The following is a 19,999-nucleotide window of genomic DNA, read 5'->3' as shown; positions in this document are numbered from 1 at the left end:
GTATAGTTATCAGTTCTAAAAAAATTGTAAATAGGAATCAATTTAAATAAATGATATTATCTATTTTATTGACACAGTGTTAAAAAAGCAAATTAACGAGAGGAAATAGAATATGTCCAATAAAATAAATAAAAAAGTATTATTAACAGTATTAATTTTGGGTTGTTTTTTATCAACTCTAAATCAAACACTCTTAAATGTTGCATTTAGTAAACTAATGGTTGTATTTTCAATATCTGCTTCGACTGTACAGTGGTTAGCCACAGGTTTTATGTTAGTTAACGGAGTATTAGTACCTATTACTGCCTATTTGATGAAACGATTTTCAACACGCCAGTTATTTTTAAGTTCAATGGGTTTCCTATTATTTGGTTCAATAATATGTGCGGTAGCAATAAACTTTCCATTATTATTAATAGGTCGTATGATTCAAGCAATTGGTGCTGGAATAATTATGCCTCTTTTGATGAGTGTTGTTATGTTTATCTTCCCGCCAGAAAAAAGAGGGAGTATGATGGGCTTCATCGGACTAGCCATCATTTTCGCTCCAGCAATTGCTCCTACACTAGCAGGTTTTATAATAGAGTATTATTCATGGCGTTGGTTATTTATTGGAATCATACCTTTTACTATAATAATTATAGTTTTAGCAATGAAATATTTAATGAATGTTTCAGAAACAGAAAAAGTAAAACTAGATATAGTTAGTGTTATTTTATCTACAATCGGTTTTGGTTTTATTTTATATGGATTTAGTTCTGCAGGCAGCAGGGGGTGGGAGGATATGGTTGTATTATGCACTATCATTCTAGGGATAGTTGCAATACTGACTTTCTGTTTAAAGCAGTCTAAATCTACTGAACCTTTACTCGATTTATCAGTATTTAAAAATAAATTGTTTACTTTGACATCCATCATCAACATTATAGTCACCATGATGATGTATGCTGATATGGTACTATTGCCGATATATTTACAAAACGGAAGAGGGTTCTCTGCCTTTGAAGCTGGATTACTATTATTACCTGGAGCGATTGTCAATGCTTTAATGTCTCCAGTGACAGGTAAATTGTATGATAGATTTGGAGCGAAACCTTTATTTATCATAGGATTAATTTTTATTATTCCTTCTATGTGGGTTGTAACAGATCTAACAGAGACAACTCCCTTTGTTTTCTTAATGATACGGACTATTTTCTTGCGTGTAGGATTAAGTTTTATCACAATGCCTTTGAACACAGCTAGTTTAAATTCTTTACCTCGTGCACTTGTGACGCATGGAACTGCTGTAAACAATACTTTACGCCAAATTGCTGGTGCAATTGGTACTGCCGTGGTAATTACAATTTTCACAGCACAAACAACAAGTCATGCTGAAACATTATTAAAGGAAACACCAAATACTCCAGTTAAGGTAATCAAAACTCTTGCTTCAGTTTTAGGCTCAAGTGATTCATATTATTTTATGACAATCTTAGCTATTATTGCGCTTGTCTTAACCCTATTTGTTCCATCTAAATCAAAGAATTAAACAAATGCATAAAAAGCAGCCAATACAAAATAATTTGTATTGGCTGCTATTATATGATTTATCTATTACTTGCCGGATACTACTTTAGGAAACAAGAACCTATAAAGCAAAAAGGATAGATACATGTCATCTATCCTTTTTTATATACGTGTTTTAGCAATAGCATCGCGAATATGTTCGAGGGCTACATTTGCTTCTTCTTTATGCTGCACCATGGTGTTTACATAAAGAGCATCGATAATGCTTAACTGACCAATCCTAGAGGATAATGCCTCTGAGCGATATTCTGTTTCCTCTGAACTCGTGTAGAGGGAGGCATCAGCTAACTGGCTTATTTGAGATTTAGGGAATCCTGTGATTGCAATGATTGCTGCACCTTTGTCCTTAGCAGTTTTAGCAATTTGCAACGTATCCTGATTGCGTCCAGAATGAGAAATGACAATGGCTACATCATCTTTGGAAAGCTGAGAAGCGGACATTAATTGGAAGTGAGAATCAATAAAAGCAAAACATTTTTTTCCTGTCCGAATAAATTTATGATACGCATCCATAGCGATTACAGAAGAACCACCGGTGCCATAAAAATAGATGTTAGCTGCATTGCAAATTAAGTGAGTCGCTTTCACAATTGCTGATCCATCAATTACATGGAGTGTGTTTTCAAGTGTTTGGATATTAGACTTGAAAATTTTTTCAAAGATAGTGATTTCGTCATCATCTACCTTTATTTCTTCATGTATTTGTTTAATAGGCTTTGTGATTTCGGCTGCAAGAGCTATTTTCATGGCTTGGTATCCTTTAAAACCTAAGCGCTTACAAAAGCGGAAAACAGTTGCATCTGCAATATTTAAGTCTTGCGATACTTCGTTAATTGTTTGATTAACGATTTTTTCGGGTTTATCTTTAATATAGTCAGCTATTTTCTTTTCTTTTTCACTTAGGCGTGGATATAGTGATTGAATTTTTTTTAACGTGTTATGGGGCATAATTAGAATCCTTTCCGTTCATACTCGTAAAAGTAGTATAGCATAATTCTGGTTAGAAATATTTTTTCATATTTTTAATTTAAAAAAGAAAATATTTTCGCTATAATAAAAGAAACAGAAGGAAAAGGAGTGTTTTAGGTGAATATTGGTTTAGTTGGTTTAGGGAAAATGGGCTTTAATTTAGGTTTGAATTTACTAAAACATGAACATACAGTTTTTGCGACAGACGTGAATGAAGAAGCAACATCCAAATTTAAAGATGCGGGAGGCAATAGCTTCGGAACGTTAGAGGAGCTTGTAGCAGCAATGCCAAAACCGCGCATAATTTGGTTAATGGTGCCAGCAGGAGATATTACGAAAACAACGATTGAACAATTAAAAGGCCTACTAGAAGCAGGGGATATCTTAATTGATGGCGGGAATTCACATTATAAAGAAGCAATGCGCATCTCCGAAGAGTTAAAGCAATCTGGTATCTTCTTTATGGATTGTGGCACAAGTGGCGGAACTTCTGGGGCACTAGAAGGTGCTTGTATGATGATAGGTGGAGAGGAAGAGGCTTTCCAAACTATACAACCGATTATTAAAGACATCTGTGTAGAGGACGGTTACTTATATGCAGGGAAATCCGGTAGTGGTCACTTCCTCAAAATGATTCATAACGGTATTGAATACGGGATGATGCAAGCGATCGCGGAAGGGTTTGAAGTATTAGAAAAGAGTCCGTTTGATTATGACTACGAGAATGTAGCGAAAATGTGGAATCATGGATCTGTTATTCGTTCATGGTTAATGGAATTAACTCAAAATGCTTTCTCAAAAGATCCTAAATTAGATCAATTGAAAGGGATTATGCATTCATCAGGCGAAGGAAAATGGACTGTTGAAACAGCGTTGGAATTACAAGCGCCAGTGCCAGTAACATCACTTGCTTTGATGATGCGCTATCGTTCATTAGAAGAAGATACGTTTACAGGAAAAGTGGTAGCTGCTCTTCGCAATGAATTTGGCGGCCATGCAGTTGAAAAAAAATAATAAATGAATAAATGGAAGAGTCTTTTGCCTTTTGGGTGACTGGCTCTTTTTTTAAGCATAAAAATGTCCTATTGCTAGAGCAGATTGTCTAGTAATAGGACATCATCACATTTATTTAACCCATTTTTCTTGGAATTTGGAAATGTCTTCGTATTCTTGTGAAAGCATCCGAGAAATACGAATAAAGATAGGAATCAATTCAACATATAATTCAACATTTTCTTCGATTGGTTTGTGTAGATGAGTAGAACCAACCCAATCAGAAACAATTGAAAAATCTTCAATTTCGCCTAGTGCATACATGCCTAGAACGATGGCTCCTAAGCAAGAGCTTTCAAAACTTTCAGGAACAGACACTTCTTGATTGAAGATATCAGCCATCATTTGGCGCCATAATGCAGAACGGGCAAAGCCACCAGTAGCTTGGATTTTATTTGGCACACCGATTACTTCTTGAAGGGCGATAAAGACGGTATACAAATTAAAGATAACACCCTCTAATACTGCCCGGATCATATGCTCTTTTTTATGATGTAAACCTAATCCGAAGAAAGAACCACGGGCATTGGCATTCCAAAGCGGTGCGCGTTCACCGGCTAAATAAGGATGGAATAGTAGACCGTCCGAGCCTGGATTTACATTGGAAGCAATTTTCGTTAATACATCATATGGATCAATACCTAGACGTTTGGCTGTTTCAACTTCTGAAGAAGCAAGTTCATCACGCAGCCATCTGAATGTCATACCGCCATTATTGACAGGTCCACCAACAACCCAATGCTTATCTGTGAGTACGTAGCAGAAGATACGTCCTTTTGGATCGGTTACAGGTCGGTCAGTTACAGTACGGATGGCTCCGCTCGTCCCAATTGTTACGGCCACAACGCCTGGATCGATTGCATTCACACCTAAGTTAGAAAGAACACCGTCATTCGCTCCTACGACAAATGGAATATGTGTAGGGATACCAAGTTCTTCAGACACTTCTTGTTTTAAACCATCAAGATAAAATGTCGTTGGCACAAGCTCTGAAAGTTGGTCTTTTGTAATGCCCGCTACTGACAGTGCTTGCTCATCCCACGCTGCATTTTTAAGGTTGAACATGCCTGTTGCAGAAGCAATAGAATGGTCCACTATATAGCGTCCGAAGAAATGATGAAACACATATTCTTTCATACTAATAAACTTATAGGTTTTAGAGAAAATCTCTTTTTTCTCGTGGCGTAGCCATGTAATTTTACATAAAGGGGACATCGGATGGATCGGTGTGCCTGTTCGACTGTAAATATCATGCCCATTCATTTCTTTTTTTATTTTTTCTGCCCAGTCAGTGGCACGGCTATCGGCCCAGGTGATGCATCTAGTAAGGGGTTTCCCGTTTTCACCAATAGCAATAAGGCTATGCATGGCTGCACTAAATGATACCAATTTTAATTGTTCTACATTTATTTGGCTCTTCTCAATAGCAACTCGAATAGTTTCTTTTACTGCATTTAAAATTTCGTCTGGGTCTTGTTCTGCTACGCTAGGAGTTGGGCTATATAAAGGATATCCTGCACGATGTGTACTGATGACTTGGCCTTTTTCGCCAAATAAAACAGCTTTTGTAGCAGTCGTGCCAATATCAACACCAAGGTAATAAGATCTATTTGACATGTAGATGGCTCCTTTTGTTATCTTTTAAGTTCATTTCGCTCATCTGGTAAAACCATTGTAAGGAAACGTTAAATAGATATAATAGATTAAATAATAAAAATTATTTCTTGTAATAAAACGGTTTCAGAAAAAATATTTCCTTTTCTATTTTAGCTGTTCTATTCAGGGAAGAAAAGGATTGTAACGTAAATGCCTTAAAAATTTTAAAGGTAGTAGCTGGGCTTCCTATAAAAACACTTTCCAATGACTGATAAACGATTTTTCGACACCCATTTGCTATAATAATAATAAGATTTAGCAACATAAGAGAGGTATTAAAATGTCTTATACACCTATGATGCAACAATATTTGCAGATAAAAGCAGATTATAAAGATGCTTTTTTATTTTTTCGCTTAGGCGATTTCTATGAAATGTTTTTTGATGATGCTGTTCGTGCTTCTCAATTATTAGAAATTACATTAACGAGCAGAGATGCAGGCTCAAAAGAGCGTATACCCATGTGTGGCGTTCCTCATCATTCTGCCCAAAATTACATTGAAACACTCGTACAAAAAGGATTTAAAGTAGCTGTATGTGAACAAACAGAAGATCCAAAAGTCGCAAAGGGTGTAGTTAAACGAGAAGTGGTTCAACTTATTACGCCAGGCACTATTATGGAAGGTAAAGACCTAGACGGTAAGTCCAATCACTTTATTGGTGCAGCTGTAAAACTAAATAATAATCAATTTGCATTCAGTTATCTTGATCTATCAACAGGGGAAGCGGCTGCGATGTGGATTGAAGGCGAGAAAAAGGAATTGTTCCAACAGCTGCATGCTTTGAATATTAGAGAATTGGTGATAGAAGAAGCTGTTTACGATGACTTCCAAAGCCTTGCCTCTTCTTCGTCTGTTGTTCTATCAATCGAGAATAGGGTTGATAGTATAGCGGAATACCAACTACGTTATTTTGCAGATGTACCAAAAGAGTTGCACAAAGCTTGCCAGTTATTGCTTTGTTATATTGAACATACCCAAATGCGTTCATTAAGTCACATACAATCATTTGTTTTCCATGAAACCAAGCATTATTTGAAGATTGATGCCAACTCCAAACGCAATCTAGAGTTGATTTCTTCATTACGTGGTGATTTGAAGGGAACGCTACTTTGGCTGTTGGACGATACATCTACAGCAATGGGCGGTCGGAAATTAAAGCAATGGCTACATCAGCCATTAGCCAGCCGAGGTGCAATTGAACAACGTCTAAACATTGTAACGGAACTGCTAGAAGATTATTTTGCAAGGGCAGAATTAAAAGAGCTTCTTTCGAAAGTTTATGACTTAGAACGACTTGCTGGAAGAGTTGCTTTTGGCAATGTAGGCGGCAGAGATTTGGCTCAATTACGTGACTCCCTATACAACATTCCTGCTATAAAGAATGTGCTATTAAAATCGAACGGGGATCAACTTCCTTCGCTAGGTCGGGTAATTGACGCGTGTGATGATGTTCTAGCTTACTTAAGTAATGCTATTACAGACCATCCGCCTATCTCAGTCAAAGAAGGTGGCGTTATAAGGGAAGGCTTCAATGAAAAGCTTGATGAATTTCGGGATGCTTCACATAACGGGAAAGATTGGATAGCTCAATTGGAACAAAGAGAGCGACAAGAAACAGGAATTAAAAATTTGAAAATCGGCTATAACCGTGTATTTGGCTATTACATTGAAGTGACAAAATCCAATATCAATGCAGTGGATTTATCTCGTTATGAACGAAAACAGACATTGGCAAACGCTGAAAGATATATTACAGAGGAATTGAAAGAAAAAGAATCTATCATTTTGCATGCCGAAGAAGAAAGTCTGGTCCTTGAATATCAACTATTTACAGAGGTCAGAGAGGAATTGAAACAATTTATTCCTCGACTACAAGCATTGGCTGCTTCCATTAGCGAATTAGATGTTCTCATAAGCTTTGCTGAGGTATCGGAAAAATATCATTTTATAAAACCGGTATTTCACACTGAACGTTCTATGAAAATTACAAATGGACGACATCCGGTAGTTGAAAAGATGATGAACAAGCAACTATATGTACCGAATGATTGCGTTTTAAGTGCTGAGCAAAATATGATGCTGATTACAGGACCGAATATGTCCGGGAAAAGTACTTATATGCGGCAAGTTGCATTAATTGCAGTGATGGCCCAAATTGGGTGTTACGTACCAGCAGATGCAGCAGAATTACCGATCATCGATCAAATCTTCACTCGGATTGGCGCTGCAGATGACTTAGCTGGTGGCCAGAGTACGTTTATGGTTGAAATGCTTGAATCACAGCAAGCCATCACTAATGCAACAAGCAGCAGCTTATTACTCTTTGATGAAATAGGTAGAGGAACGTCTACGTATGATGGTATGGCATTAGCGCAGTCGATGATGGAATATATCCATGACAAGATTGGCGCCAATACGTTATTTTCTACCCATTACCATGAGCTCACAACACTTGAGAATGAATTAGAGAGGCTTCAGAATGTTCATGTTTCTGCAACAGAGCAAGATGGTAAAGTTGTATTTTTGCATAAAGTAAAAAAAGGACCAGCGGATAAAAGCTATGGTATTCATGTAGCGGAACTAGCTGAATTGCCTTCTGCTATTATTGAACGCGCACGAATATTACTAAACCAGTTTGAAGGCGCTGACCAAAATATGGAGAAAAATGCCAAGAAATCACTAGCTGTGCATGAAGAAACACAGCTATCCCTTTTTGAAGAAGAGAAGCCGGCGTTACCCCAAACGAAAGCCGAGCCAGACTATTCGCCATCGGAAAATGAAATTATTGACACGTTGAAGCAAGTAAACGTCTCAGGTACAACGCCAATGGAGGCACTGCAGCTTGTATACTCGCTTCAGCAGAAATTATTAAAGTAATAGGAGATGTAGTAAATGGGACATATTCATATTATGGATGAATTTTTGTCCAATAAAATTGCGGCAGGGGAAGTGGTGGAACGCCCTTCTTCTGTTGTGAAAGAATTAGTAGAGAATGCAATCGATGCAGGTAGTACTACTATTGAAGTAGTATTAGAAGAAGCAGGCTTAACTTCAATCCAAGTCATTGATAATGGTTGCGGCATGGATGAAGAGGATGCGCTAGTCTCTTTTCAACGTCATGCTACCAGTAAAATTAACAACGAGCATGACTTATTCCGCATCCGGACGCTAGGATTTAGAGGCGAGGCACTTGCAAGTATAGCGTCGGTTTCAAAAGTTCATCTTGAAACTTCAAACGGAGAAAGTGGTATTGAAGTTTTTATGGAGGGTGGACATATTGTAGAGCAAAAACCGGGGCCTTTGCGCAAGGGAACTAACCTGACTGTTTCACAGCTTTTTTTCAATACTCCTGCACGTTTAAAGTATATGAAGACTATACAAACAGAGCTTGGTCATACAATTGATTTGATGAATCGTCTTGCATTGTGCTATCCAGATATCGCATTTAGGCTGGCGCACGGGGCGAATACATTGCTTAAAACGAATGGCCGTGGCGATGTAAGGCAGGTATTGGCAGCTATCTACGGCGTGGCTAATGCGAAAAAAATGGTTCATTTTGAAGGTCAAACAAATGACTATACTATATCTGGTTATGCGACAGCATCTGAAATTACAAGAGCTTCTAAAAATTACATCTCTATATTTGTCAATGGACGATGGGTGCGTCATTACACCATTCAAAAGGCGTTAATTGATGCCTATCATACTTTCTTGCCAATAGGCAGATATCCGATAGCTGTGCTTCATATTGAAGGTGACCCGTATTTAACTGATGTAAATGTTCATCCTGCAAAACAGCAAATACGTTTAAGCAAAGAGCCCGATTTAATCCAATTGATTGAAACTTCACTTCACCGTGCGATTCGTCAGTCAATGCAACCTCCTGAAATAATGGAGAAAAAGAAAAAGATTCCGCGTTCTACAGAACAAATTAACTTCTGGAAGACGGTTAATTACGACACGACGAGCCTACCACAATTCAATGAAAAACCTAAGTCAAAGGAAGAATTCTTTATTCCAGAAGATTTAAAAGGACAAGACAAAGGTTTTATTGTAGAGGAGAAATGGGAAGAGTTAAAAGATGGGCCGCAAGTAGACATGATAGATGGCGTGGATGAGAGCGCTGAGCAATTGGATGATTTTAATGTTCCAAAGGCTCAGGAAAGCCAACATCCTGAACCTTTCAAAGAACCATTTCCGGAATTGGAGATTGTCGGCCAAATACACGGCACGTATATTGTGGCGCAAAGCATAGATGGATTCTATCTTATTGACCAACATGCAGCGCAAGAGAGGATAAAGTATGAGTATTTTAAAGAAAAGGTTGGAGAAGTAAATCCTGATGAACGTCAAGCGTTACTTTTGCCATTGACCTTCCATTATTCAGCGGATGAAGCACTCACTTTGAAGGAAAATACCAAAGCTCTTGAAGAAGTAGGTGTATATCTCGAGGAATTTGGCCAAAACTCATTTATAGTACGGGAATATCCGACCTGGTTCCCAGTAAATATGGAATCAGAGATTATTGAAGAGTTAATTGAACAGGTGCTGCATAGCCGCGTAACGGATATAAAAAAACTGCGAGAGTCAGCAGCAATAATGATGAGCTGCAAGCGTTCCATTAAAGCTAACCATTATTTAGATCAGCCACAGATGGAAAGACTATTAGAGGATTTAAAGCTAAGGGAGAATCCATTTACGTGTCCTCACGGCAGGCCAGTGATCGTTCATTTTAGAACATATGAAATTGAAAAAATGTTTAAACGCGTGATGTAAAAAGTGCAAAAGGAGGAAATTTAATATGTTTTCAGCCATTAAAAGAGATGAAGTAATGAACACGTTGAACAACTATTCATTCGATGTCTTAGTTGTAGGTGGGGGTATTACGGGTGCTGGGATTGCGCTCGATGCAGTATCACGTGGATTGTCTGTAGCTTTAGTCGAAATGCAAGATTTTGCTGCGGGTACATCCAGTCGTTCAACTAAGCTTGTGCACGGCGGCTTACGTTATTTGAAACAGTTGCAAGTCGGTATTGTAAAAGAAACGGGCAGAGAAAGAGAAATCGTCTATGAAAATGGTGTGCATATTACGACTCCTCAATGGATGTTACTTCCATTTTATAAAGGAGGTACATTTGGGCCTTTATCCACATCATTAGGATTAAATATGTATGACCGGCTTGCAGGCGTCAAAAAATCCGAACGTCGTACAATGTTATCACCGAAAGAGACTCTAGCGAAAGAGCCATTATTGAACAAAGATAAGCTTAAAGGCGGAGGCTATTATGTAGAGTATCGAACAGATGATGCCCGCTTAACGATTGAAGTTCTGAAAAAAGCAGTAGAATTAGGTGCTGTATGCTTAAACTATGCGATGGTTGAGGATTTTGTATACGATGGCAAAAAAGTAGCCGGTGCAGTCGTGAGAGATCAAATCACTCAAAGAAAATGGACAATTCAAGCAAAATCTGTCGTGAATGCAACAGGGCCATGGGTAGATAAAATGCGCCAAAAAGATAAAATCAGTAATAATAAAAAGCTTCGACTTACAAAGGGTGTCCATATTGTTATTGATCAATCGCATTTTCCATTACAACAATCTATTTACTTTGATGCACCTGACGGCCGTATGGTGTTTGCTATTCCACGGGATGGCAAGACATATGTTGGCACAACGGATACATTTTATGATAAAAATCCAGTAAAGCCAGTTGCGACGAAAGAAGACATTGATTATCTATTAGATACGATTCATTATATTTTCCCTGATGTAGATGTGTCTGAAGAAGATGTAGAATCATGCTGGGCAGGTGTAAGGCCGCTGATTTATGAAGAAGGAAAAGATCCATCTGAGATATCACGCAAAGATGAAATTTGGGAATCACCTACTGGATTGCTGACAATGGCAGGCGGCAAATTGACAGGGTACCGCAAGATGGCAGAGAAAACAGTAGATAAAATTGTATCTAGCCATAAATTTAAAAAAGTCGGACCATGTATTACAAAAGATTTGTCACTATCAGGGGCGAAAGGCATTCATTCTGGAAATTTTGAAGCATATGTTCATTACAAGGCACAAGAAGGAACACGTTATGGTTTAACCTTTAACGAAGCAGAGAGACTTGTAAGACGTTATGGAACAAATATTGATGAATTGTATCGTATTATGCAAACATTGCCAAGAGAAGAAGGAATTCAGCTGCCTCTTGCTATGCATGCACAGTTGATTTATGCAATCCAATTTGAAATGGCTTATAAACCAGCAGATTTCTTAGTACGGCGGTCTTCTAAAATGTACTTTGATATTGACAGTGTGAAGATGTATAAAGATGAAGTGATCAACTTGATGAGCAAGTATTTGCAATATACCACCGAAGAAGTAAATAAATTCACTAAAGAGTTAGAAGATCTACTTTATGATGCAGGACACTTTGCAAACGGAGCATCATATGAATAAGAAAACACTCAACGTAGCAGCTAAAGATGGTCATCGTCTGGCTGCTACGATTATTGAGCCTACCCAAGAGATTAAAGGCCATATTCATATTTTACATGGCATGGCAGAGCATCAAGGCCGGTATCTCGGCTTTGCAGAAAAATTAGTAGATACAGGATATCTTGTCTCTATGCATGACCATCGAGGCCATGGCAAAACGGCTGAATTAAATCACGAAGTAAAAGGGTTTTTTAGTGAGAAAAATGGTTTTGAACATGTGGTAGAAGATGTAAAGACAGTAACTGATGAAATACGCACACAGTACGAACTGCCGAAAATGATTCTTTTCGGACATAGCATGGGCTCTTTTGTCGCTAGGAGATATTCAGAGTTATATAGCGAGGAGCTATGCAAGGCGATTTACTGTGGGACCGGTTCAGTCGGTGTTCAGCATTATGCTGGTGCCAATTTGGCAAAAGGGTTAGCTGCTGGAAAAGGAAAACGTGAAGAAAGTAAGCTGTTGAATCAATTATCTTTTGGTCTGTTCAACAAAAAAATCACTCACCCCAAAACAGCTGTAGATTGGCTCACGAGAGATGAAGCAGAAATTAAAAAATACTTAGCGGATGATGATTGTGGTTTTATCTCTACCAATCAATTTTTTGTAGATTTATTGGGAGGTATTATTACATTATCAAAGCACGCTGAAGTAGCGCGAATTCGAAAAGATTTACCGATATTACTAATTAGCGGCTCAAAAGATCCGGTAGGCGGCTTTGAAAAAGGGGTTTGGCGTGTAGCTAGGCAGTTGAGCCGAGCTGGATTGCAAGATATTACTGTACAGCTGTTTACTGAAATGCGTCATGAAATACTAAATGAAATAAATAATGACTTTGTCATACAAACAATACTGAATTGGTTGGAGAAAAAAGAATGCAACAAAAAGATATAGATGTAATAGCGATTGTAGGGCCTACTGCTGTGGGAAAAACAGCACTAAGTATTAAACTAGCCAAAGCTCTTGATGGTGAAATTATCAATGGTGATTCCATGCAGGTTTATAAGGATTTAAACATAGGCACGGCTAAAATAACCCCAGGTGAAATGGAAGGAATTCCACATCATTTGTTGGATATTAAGGAGCCCACAGATTCAATGTCTGTAGCAGAATACCAGCAATTAGTACGACATAAAATTAATGAAATAAAAGAAAGAGGGAAATTTCCCATTATTGTAGGAGGCACAGGTCTTTATATCCAATCTGTGCTATATGATTTTCGTTTTACAGACGAAAAAATTGATGAAGAAATCAGACGTCGTTACTACGATGAGTTAGAGGAAAAAGGACCGGAAGCTATGCATGCAAAGCTGATGTCAGTTGATCCCGAAACAGGCAGCACTATACATCCAAATAATACAAGGCGTGTCATACGTGCTCTTGAAATGGCAGAACACAGCACAATCAAAAAATCAAATGAAGAACAGCATCGTGGAAACATTCCAATCTATCAACATCGGATCATAGGTTTAGATATGGATCGAGCAATGCTATATAGTCGAATCAATCAGCGAGTAGACCAAATGATCGATAAAGGGTTGCTTGAAGAAGTGGAGCGGCTCTATAAAAGGGATATTCGCGATGTCCAGTCTATTAAAGCGATTGGTTATAAAGAAATTTACGCATATTTAGATGGGTTAGTCTCATTTGATGAAGCTATAGAAACCCTAAAACGAAATTCTAGGCATTATGCAAAACGTCAGCTTACTTATTTTCGTAATAAGATGGAAATTGAATGGTATAACGCAGAAATGGGTATAGTGGAAATATTAAGTCAAATTTTAAGCAAATAGAGGATTCGGCATCACTTTGGCGAATAAATACTTAAAAGAGAACGAGGGGGAAAAGGATTGAAAACAGTTAATTTACAAGATGCATATTTAAATCAATTAAGAAAAAATGGTATTTTTGTTACAGTATTTTTGCTAAATGGTTTTCAATTAAAGGGTACAATCCGTTCATACGATAATTTCACTGTTTTGCTAGAAGCAGAAGGAAAGCAACATTTGATCTATAAGCATGCTATTTCTACATTTGCACCATCTAAGCCTGTCGCATTCCAACAAGAAGAAGAGTAATAAGGGTTACAGCGTTTTATGTGTAGTTTTTATCCAGAGTTTAACCGACAATCGCCACTTAAACTTTTCATTTGCAAATTGGATGGTTAAAAGCTAATAGTACTTGATAGACGGCATAGATGAAAGAGTTGACCTGCTATAACAGTGGTTAACTCTTTTTTCTTACGGCCTTCTATATTATACTTAAAAATTATTGGAGGAATTATTTATGAAAACAATCACACCTGAAGAAGTATTAAACAAATTAGATGCGAACGAAGATTTACATATTGTAGACGTTCGAGAAAATGAGGAAGTGGCTAATGGTATTATTCCTGGAGCAATCCATATCCCGCTTGGTCAAATTCCAGAGCGTATGGAAGAGTTAAATAAAGAAACCCCTTATATCTTTGTTTGCCATGCAGGCGGACGCAGCTTCAGCGCATGCTCTTACCTTGAAGGGCTTGGTTACGATGTAACAAATCTTGAAGGCGGCATGAGTGCTTGGGAAGGCGAATTGGAATTTTAATTTTTATATGGAAAGAGGACGATCACAGCTTTGTGCATCGTCTTTTGCTATTTAAACAATAATAATGATGATTGGAATTATTAGAGAGAACGGAGTAGAGAAAATGGCTTACAAGTCACCATTAACAGATGAAACATTGATGCTAGCAAAGAAAATTGAAGAGAAGGTTAAACCCTACTTTAACCGTGCGGATGAAATGGCTTTTTATAATCAACAAAAAGTACTTTCTGCCTTTCGTAATAATAATGTCAGCGAACATCATTTCCATCCTTCAACAGGGTACGGATATGATGATGAAGGGCGTGATAATCTAGAGCGTATCTATGCTGAGACATTCGGAGCGGAAGCGGCGCTTGTTCGACCTCAAATTATTTCGGGTACACATGCCATCACTCTTAGCCTTTTTGGAGTGCTGAGACCAGGTGATGAATTGATGTATATTACAGGACAACCATATGATACACTTCAGTCTATTGTGGATGGAGGAGATCAAGACACTGGCTCATTAAAAGACTTCAATATTAGTTACCAGCATATTGACTTATTGGACGATCAATATATTGATTGGGATCAGGTTGAAGAGAGGGTATCTGATAAAACGAAAGTAATTGCTATTCAGCGTTCTAAGGGGTATGCAACAAGACCATCGTTTACGATTGATCAGATCGCTGAAATGATTCAAAAAATCCGGTTGATTAAAAGTGACGCCATCATTTTTGTAGACAATTGCTACGGTGAATTTGTGGATGCAGTAGAACCTACTGAACTGGGTGCAGATCTTATGGCAGGCTCTTTAATTAAAAACCCTGGCGGCGGTTTAGCAAAAGTTGGGGGGTATATTGCAGGTAAGGCGAAATATGTCGAACAATGCGCATACCGCATGACTTCACCTGGTATTGGAGCAGAGGCAGGTCCATCTCTTAACGCACTGTTAGATATGTATCAAGGATTCTTTTTAGCTCCTCATGTAGTGTCTCAAGCATTAAAAGGAGCTATATTTACTGCTGCTGTACTTGAGGATATTGGGATGTCTCCATCACCGCGCTATGATGCAAAAAGAACAGATTTAATTCAATCAGTTTCATTTAACACGCCAGAGCAAATGATCCAATTTTGCCAGGCTATCCAAAAAAATTCCCCTGTCAATGCACACTTTGCACCTGAACCTGCTCCTATGCCAGGTTATGACGATGATGTGATCATGGCTGCAGGTACATTTGTACAAGGAGCCAGTATTGAGTTATCAGCGGATGGTCCGCTTCGCCCTCCATACACTGCCTATGTTCAAGGTGGCTTGACATATGAACACGTAAAGTTTGCGATTTTAAGTGCAGCTCAACAACTTCAAAGCACTAAACAATAAAAGGTAAGAAAACAGAGCTATTAAGAGATAATAAAACATCCTTCCGAATATAAGGAAGGATGTTTTTTTATATTTCTAAAGGAATGAATACGTATTTTAACTCCTGTTAATTAAGTTTTAATTTGCATGTTAGAAAACCTAACATTGTGTTGACAGTAAAGCTGACATGTTATAAAATTAACTTGTGAAAGGTGAGGTGAAGGATTTGAATAAAGAGATTAGAAAGACTATGCCTTTGCTGCCAATTAGCATTGTGATGCAACTAACTGATTTAACCGCTCGTCAAATTCGCTATTACGAAGAACATGAGCTCATTGTTCCAGCAAGAACTGAAGGGAATCGCCGGATGTTTTCATTAAATGATGTTGATGATTTATTAGAGATTAAGGATTTATTAGAACAAGGCATCAATATGGCTGGAATTAAAAAAGTATTTGAAATGAAAAATGAACCGCTTGTTACCAAGCAATTGAAGAAAGAAATTACTGATGAAGATTTAAGAAGGATTTTACGAGAAGAAATGCGTCAAGCGCAAAGTATGCAAAAAACCTCTATCCGACATGGAGATTTATCTCGTTTCTTTTCATAACACCTAAAAAATTCTACATATAGGGAGAGATTTCATTGGGAAAGTTTACAAAAGATGATATTCGTAGATTGGTAGTAGAAAAAGAAGTGAATTTTATCCGTTTACAATTCACAGATGTATTAGGATCTATTAAGAACGTAGAAATACCTGTAAGTCAGCTAGAAAAAGCGTTGGATAATAAAATGATGTTCGATGGCTCGTCTATTGAAGGTTTTGTGCGTATTGAAGAATCTGATATGTACTTATATCCTGATTTAGATACATTTATTGTATTCCCATGGACAATCGGCAAAGGTACAGTATGCCGCTTTATTTGTGATGTATACAGTGCAGATGGTACACCGTTTGCAGGAGACCCAAGAAATAACTTGCGTCGCATATTAAACCGTATGAAAGAAATGGGCTTTACCAGCTTTAATTTAGGACCTGAGCCTGAGTTTTTCTTATTTAAATTAGATGAAAAGGGCGAACCAACACTTGAACTAAATGACCATGGTGGTTACTTTGATTTAGCACCAACAGACTTAGGTGAAAATTGCCGTCGTGATATTGTGCTTGAGTTGGAAGAAATGGGATTTGAAATTGAAGCATCTCACCACGAAGTAGCACCGGGCCAACATGAAATTGATTTTAAATATGCAGATGCGATTACAGCATGCGATAACATCCAAACATTTAAATTGGTTGTAAAAACAATTGCTCGCAAACACGGTTTACACGCAACGTTTATGCCTAAACCATTGTTTGGTGTGGCGGGTTCTGGGATGCATTGTAATGTATCTTTATTTAAAGGGTCAGAAAATGCTTTCTTTAATCCGAATGGCGACCTGCAATTGAGCGATACAGCATATCAATTTATGGCTGGGGTATTAAAACATGTCAAAGGCTTTACAGCTGTGACAAATCCAACTGTGAACTCTTATAAACGATTAGTGCCAGGTTATGAAGCTCCATGTTATATTGCTTGGTCAGCACAGAATCGATCTCCTCTTATCCGTATTCCAGCTTCTCGCGGTCTATCTACTCGGATTGAAGTACGTTCAGTTGATCCAGCAGCAAATCCTTATTTAGCGATGGCTGTCATTCTAGAAGCGGGATTAAATGGTATTGAGCAACAGTTGACACCGCCACCTGCAGTTGATCGAAATATTTATGTGATGAATGCTGAAGAAAGACTAGAAGAAGGCATTGGCAATTTGCCGGCAAACCTTGATGACGCATTGCACGCCCTTGCTGAGGATCAAGTCATTCAAGGTGCTTTAGGAAAGCATATTTATGCTAATTTCCGTGAAGCAAAAGAAATAGAATTTGATTTCTTCAGAACACAGGTCCACCAATGGGAACGTGACCAATACATGAAGACTTACTAAAATAAAAAGCGCTGGGATTCAAAGTCCCAGCGCTTTTTTGTATTGATAGTTGTTTATTATGCATACAGGATTTACAAAATTTGAAAAGAATATAAAAAGCAAAAGGTGTAAAGAAAAGTAAATTGATAAAAGGAAGGAAAAACATTGAAAGAGAAGAAGGTATAGTTCATTATACAATTAATAGAGAAGGACAAATCACGCGTCAAATGTGATACCGGGTACAACAAGCTATTGGTTAAATACCTAAGGGTAGTTTATTCTGTCGAAAAGGAGATGAATGATTAATATGACAGATTATCAGAATGAAGAATTTATTTTAGATATGCCAGAGAACTCGTTGAATTTAAATATTCCGTATGCTTTCTTTATAGATCAAGCCTCTTTAAATTGGAATGAATTATATTTTGGATTAAAAAGTCAATATGTTTCTCTAAATTATGCTATTGAAAAAGCAGTATCAGAGGTATCAATTAATGATAATACTTCATATACGCTATTTGAGCTTGCTTCACTTTTTAAAAATGAAGAAGACTTAGCCGAAAAGTATATTAATGATTTAATACAAGAGAAAATAATTGATTCAATGTTATTGGAAAATAAACAATTCATGATTGACTGTAAAAACAAATATCTTTATATTGCTTTATTGTGGTTGTATCAAAACCCCAAAAAATATAATCATCCGAAACGATACGACTCAGAATTAAAAGAAATAGACTATAGTACCAAAGTTTACAATGTTATTTGGGATTTTAAAATACCTTCAATACCAGCTCGTGATTTTCGATATTTCTCGATGACTTTTGAAGTAACAGAGAAAAATCAAGAACTATTTTTAAATAGATGGAATCAATTTTTAGAAGAACAAAAACAGATAGTCGAATAATATTTAAGAAAAAATGCGAATTACCAAAATAATACTAACAATAAACTCAATTTTAAGTCGTAGGATCCTAATATCTTTTACATGTTGAGGTCTATTTCTATTTAGTCACAGACAATTAAAAAACTAAATACGATAACACCCTATCGGGATTAGCAAGTCACCCATTTCAATCTTTAATAGATAAAGACGATCTCTATATTCTTAGTATGCTTCGAGAAAATCTCTTTTAATGAGGTATTAGCGATTTTAACATTAAGCAAAAATTCATTTGTATCATTAAAACTATCAGAAATATCCTTACTCTCGGTATCAGAACCTGGAAATACTTCTAAAAGTATATATCCTTCAGAGCTATTTGCTATATAGTATTTTGTTTTATGATAGTAGAATTCAACTTCTCTTCCAGTTGCCAAGTAATGTTGTAGAACTTCCAAGTCAATATAAGAACCGTCATCATTTTCTGAAGCTTTAAAAGTATCCATCTTCTAACCTACCTCTGTCACTTTTTGATATTAGTCTTGCTTACTTCACCCAGATAACCTTAATCCTAAACAATAATAGTAGCCTTATCACGTTCATATTTAAGCGCTTCGGAAAGCAAAAATGTTGTGTTTTTGCTTCACTCAATTGTCGAGAGATATTTTTGTGCAATAGATGATGTGTTAAACCATCTGACTGTTAAATCTAAAAATTTATATCCCTGTATTTACCTATATTATACACTGTAATATATTTACTTATATTGAATAATGGAAGTTTTTAAGTTTTATTACAATTATGTATGGCGCTAGAATGAAAAATCAGGAAGAGTAGAGTTTATTACTGGTGAATACTTTGTACAGCATATTATGAGAATAATCGTATGATATGTGACTATGTTTTGAATGTGCAAGGAGGTAGTGGATTGTATTAAGAGAGGAGAAAAAATAGAAAATGATTGAATTACGAAAAATAACTGGAGATAACATAGAGAAAGTAATAGCACTTGAAGTTGAAGAAAACCAAAAAGACTTTATAGAAACTACTAACCTAAGAAGCTTTGCAGATGCTCATATGTTGAATGCAGAAGGGATATTTGCTGCACCCTATGCCATTTATGCCGGTGAAGTGGTGGTTGGATTTTTGATGTATATTTATGATACGTTGGATCACGAATCGTTTGAAAAAGAAGATTTTTACGGCAAGAAGAGCTATTTTATTTGGCATATTATGATTGGAAAGAGTTACCAAGGGAAAGGATATGGCAAACTTGCATTTGAAAAAATGTTGAAGGAAATAGTAACGTGGCCATTTGGTGAAGCAGAATATATAGCTCTCTTTTATCAAACAAGTAATATCAAAGCTAAAACATTATACGCTTCATTTAAATTTGAAGATACAGGTATTATTCAGGGTAAGTCCATGTTGGCGATTAAAAAGCTAGTTGAGAAATAAAAGAAACATGCAATGTTTTCATACTGCAA

General features: G+C 37.0%; 17 protein-coding genes. 14 read left to right on the top strand and 3 right to left on the bottom strand.

The window, feature by feature from the left end; all coding sequences use genetic code 11:
• The first annotated feature begins 112 nt into the window (after positions 1-112).
• Entirely contained in the window at positions 113-1,531 is a 1,419-nt protein-coding gene (locus RST01_RS03355; protein ID WP_147194053.1) for a DHA2 family efflux MFS transporter permease subunit, read from the top strand.
• Positions 1,532-1,671: 140 nt separating this feature from the next.
• Here the strand turns inward: RST01_RS03355 and RST01_RS03350 are convergent, their stop codons facing one another.
• On the bottom strand, positions 1,672-2,517 hold the full coding sequence (locus RST01_RS03350; protein ID WP_147194051.1) for a MurR/RpiR family transcriptional regulator: 846 nt from the start codon (positions 2,515-2,517) through the stop codon (positions 1,672-1,674).
• A gap of 138 nt (positions 2,518-2,655) precedes the next feature.
• Here RST01_RS03350 and gnd point away from each other — a divergent pair, with 138 nt between their 5' ends.
• A complete protein-coding gene (gnd, locus tag RST01_RS03345) occupies positions 2,656-3,552 on the top strand; it encodes a phosphogluconate dehydrogenase (NAD(+)-dependent, decarboxylating) (protein WP_066785841.1) in 897 nt (298 codons plus the stop codon).
• 111 nt (positions 3,553-3,663) lie between these two features.
• On the opposite strand, the gene gntK is transcribed toward gnd, so the two are convergent.
• A complete protein-coding gene (gene gntK, locus RST01_RS03340; RefSeq protein WP_147194050.1) occupies positions 3,664-5,208 on the bottom strand; it encodes a gluconokinase in 1,545 nt (514 codons plus the stop codon).
• A 319-nt stretch (positions 5,209-5,527) separates the two neighbouring features.
• Here gntK and mutS point away from each other — a divergent pair, with 319 nt between their 5' ends.
• The 11 genes from mutS (at position 5,528) to RST01_RS03285 (ending at position 18,536) form a co-directional block, all read left to right on the top strand.
• On the top strand, positions 5,528-8,125 hold the full coding sequence (gene mutS / locus RST01_RS03335) for a DNA mismatch repair protein MutS (protein WP_147194048.1): 2,598 nt from the start codon (positions 5,528-5,530) through the stop codon (positions 8,123-8,125).
• 15 nt (positions 8,126-8,140) lie between these two features.
• On the top strand, positions 8,141-10,024 hold the full coding sequence (gene mutL, locus RST01_RS03330; protein ID WP_147194046.1) for a DNA mismatch repair endonuclease MutL: 1,884 nt from the start codon (positions 8,141-8,143) through the stop codon (positions 10,022-10,024).
• A gap of 25 nt (positions 10,025-10,049) precedes the next feature.
• Positions 10,050-11,705, top strand: coding sequence for a glycerol-3-phosphate dehydrogenase/oxidase (locus tag RST01_RS03325; protein WP_147194044.1), 1,656 nt, complete (start codon positions 10,050-10,052; stop codon positions 11,703-11,705).
• Positions 11,698-12,636 carry an alpha/beta fold hydrolase gene (locus RST01_RS03320; RefSeq protein WP_147194043.1) on the top strand — a complete coding sequence of 313 codons (939 nt, stop codon included), beginning with the start codon at positions 11,698-11,700 and terminating at the stop codon, positions 12,634-12,636. The genes RST01_RS03325 and RST01_RS03320 overlap by 8 nt, the downstream gene beginning before the upstream one ends.
• Complete coding sequence (gene miaA / locus RST01_RS03315) at positions 12,618-13,535, top strand: tRNA (adenosine(37)-N6)-dimethylallyltransferase MiaA (protein WP_147194041.1); 918 nt, start codon at positions 12,618-12,620, stop codon at positions 13,533-13,535. The genes RST01_RS03320 and miaA overlap by 19 nt, the downstream gene beginning before the upstream one ends.
• Positions 13,536-13,592: 57 nt before the next feature.
• Positions 13,593-13,820 (top strand): RNA chaperone Hfq, encoded by a 228-nt coding sequence (gene hfq, locus RST01_RS03310; protein ID WP_066785859.1) that lies wholly within the window; start codon positions 13,593-13,595, stop codon positions 13,818-13,820.
• A gap of 208 nt (positions 13,821-14,028) precedes the next feature.
• The gene (locus RST01_RS03305; RefSeq protein ID WP_066785861.1) at positions 14,029-14,328 is read left to right on the top strand and encodes a rhodanese-like domain-containing protein; all 300 of its coding nucleotides are present in this window, start codon (positions 14,029-14,031) and stop codon (positions 14,326-14,328) included.
• 103 nt (positions 14,329-14,431) lie between these two features.
• Positions 14,432-15,691 (top strand): methionine gamma-lyase family protein, encoded by a 1,260-nt coding sequence (locus RST01_RS03300; RefSeq protein WP_147194039.1) that lies wholly within the window; start codon positions 14,432-14,434, stop codon positions 15,689-15,691.
• A gap of 205 nt (positions 15,692-15,896) precedes the next feature.
• Positions 15,897-16,280: a MerR family transcriptional regulator gene (locus RST01_RS03295; RefSeq protein WP_147194037.1), complete on the top strand. Its 384-nt coding sequence runs from the start codon at positions 15,897-15,899 to the stop codon at positions 16,278-16,280.
• 35 nt (positions 16,281-16,315) lie between these two features.
• Positions 16,316-17,650: a type I glutamate--ammonia ligase gene (glnA, locus tag RST01_RS03290; protein ID WP_147194035.1), complete on the top strand. Its 1,335-nt coding sequence runs from the start codon at positions 16,316-16,318 to the stop codon at positions 17,648-17,650.
• 286 nt (positions 17,651-17,936) lie between these two features.
• Positions 17,937-18,536 (top strand): DUF2247 family protein, encoded by a 600-nt coding sequence (locus RST01_RS03285; protein WP_184117506.1) that lies wholly within the window; start codon positions 17,937-17,939, stop codon positions 18,534-18,536.
• A gap of 173 nt (positions 18,537-18,709) precedes the next feature.
• On the opposite strand, the gene RST01_RS03280 is transcribed toward RST01_RS03285, so the two are convergent.
• Complete coding sequence (locus tag RST01_RS03280; RefSeq protein WP_147194031.1) at positions 18,710-19,018, bottom strand: hypothetical protein; 309 nt, start codon at positions 19,016-19,018, stop codon at positions 18,710-18,712.
• 451 nt (positions 19,019-19,469) lie between these two features.
• On the opposite strand from RST01_RS03280, the gene RST01_RS03275 reads away from it, so the two are divergent.
• On the top strand, positions 19,470-19,970 hold the full coding sequence (locus RST01_RS03275) for a GNAT family N-acetyltransferase (protein WP_147194029.1): 501 nt from the start codon (positions 19,470-19,472) through the stop codon (positions 19,968-19,970).
• Positions 19,971-19,999: the final 29 nt, after the last annotated feature.

The organism is Rummeliibacillus stabekisii, assembly GCF_007988965.1.
In the GTDB taxonomy this organism is placed as follows: Bacteria; Bacillota; Bacilli; order Bacillales_A; family Planococcaceae; genus Rummeliibacillus; species Rummeliibacillus stabekisii.
The sequence above is the reverse complement of the archived record's forward strand: the minus strand, read 5'-3'. Positions and strand labels throughout refer to the sequence as shown.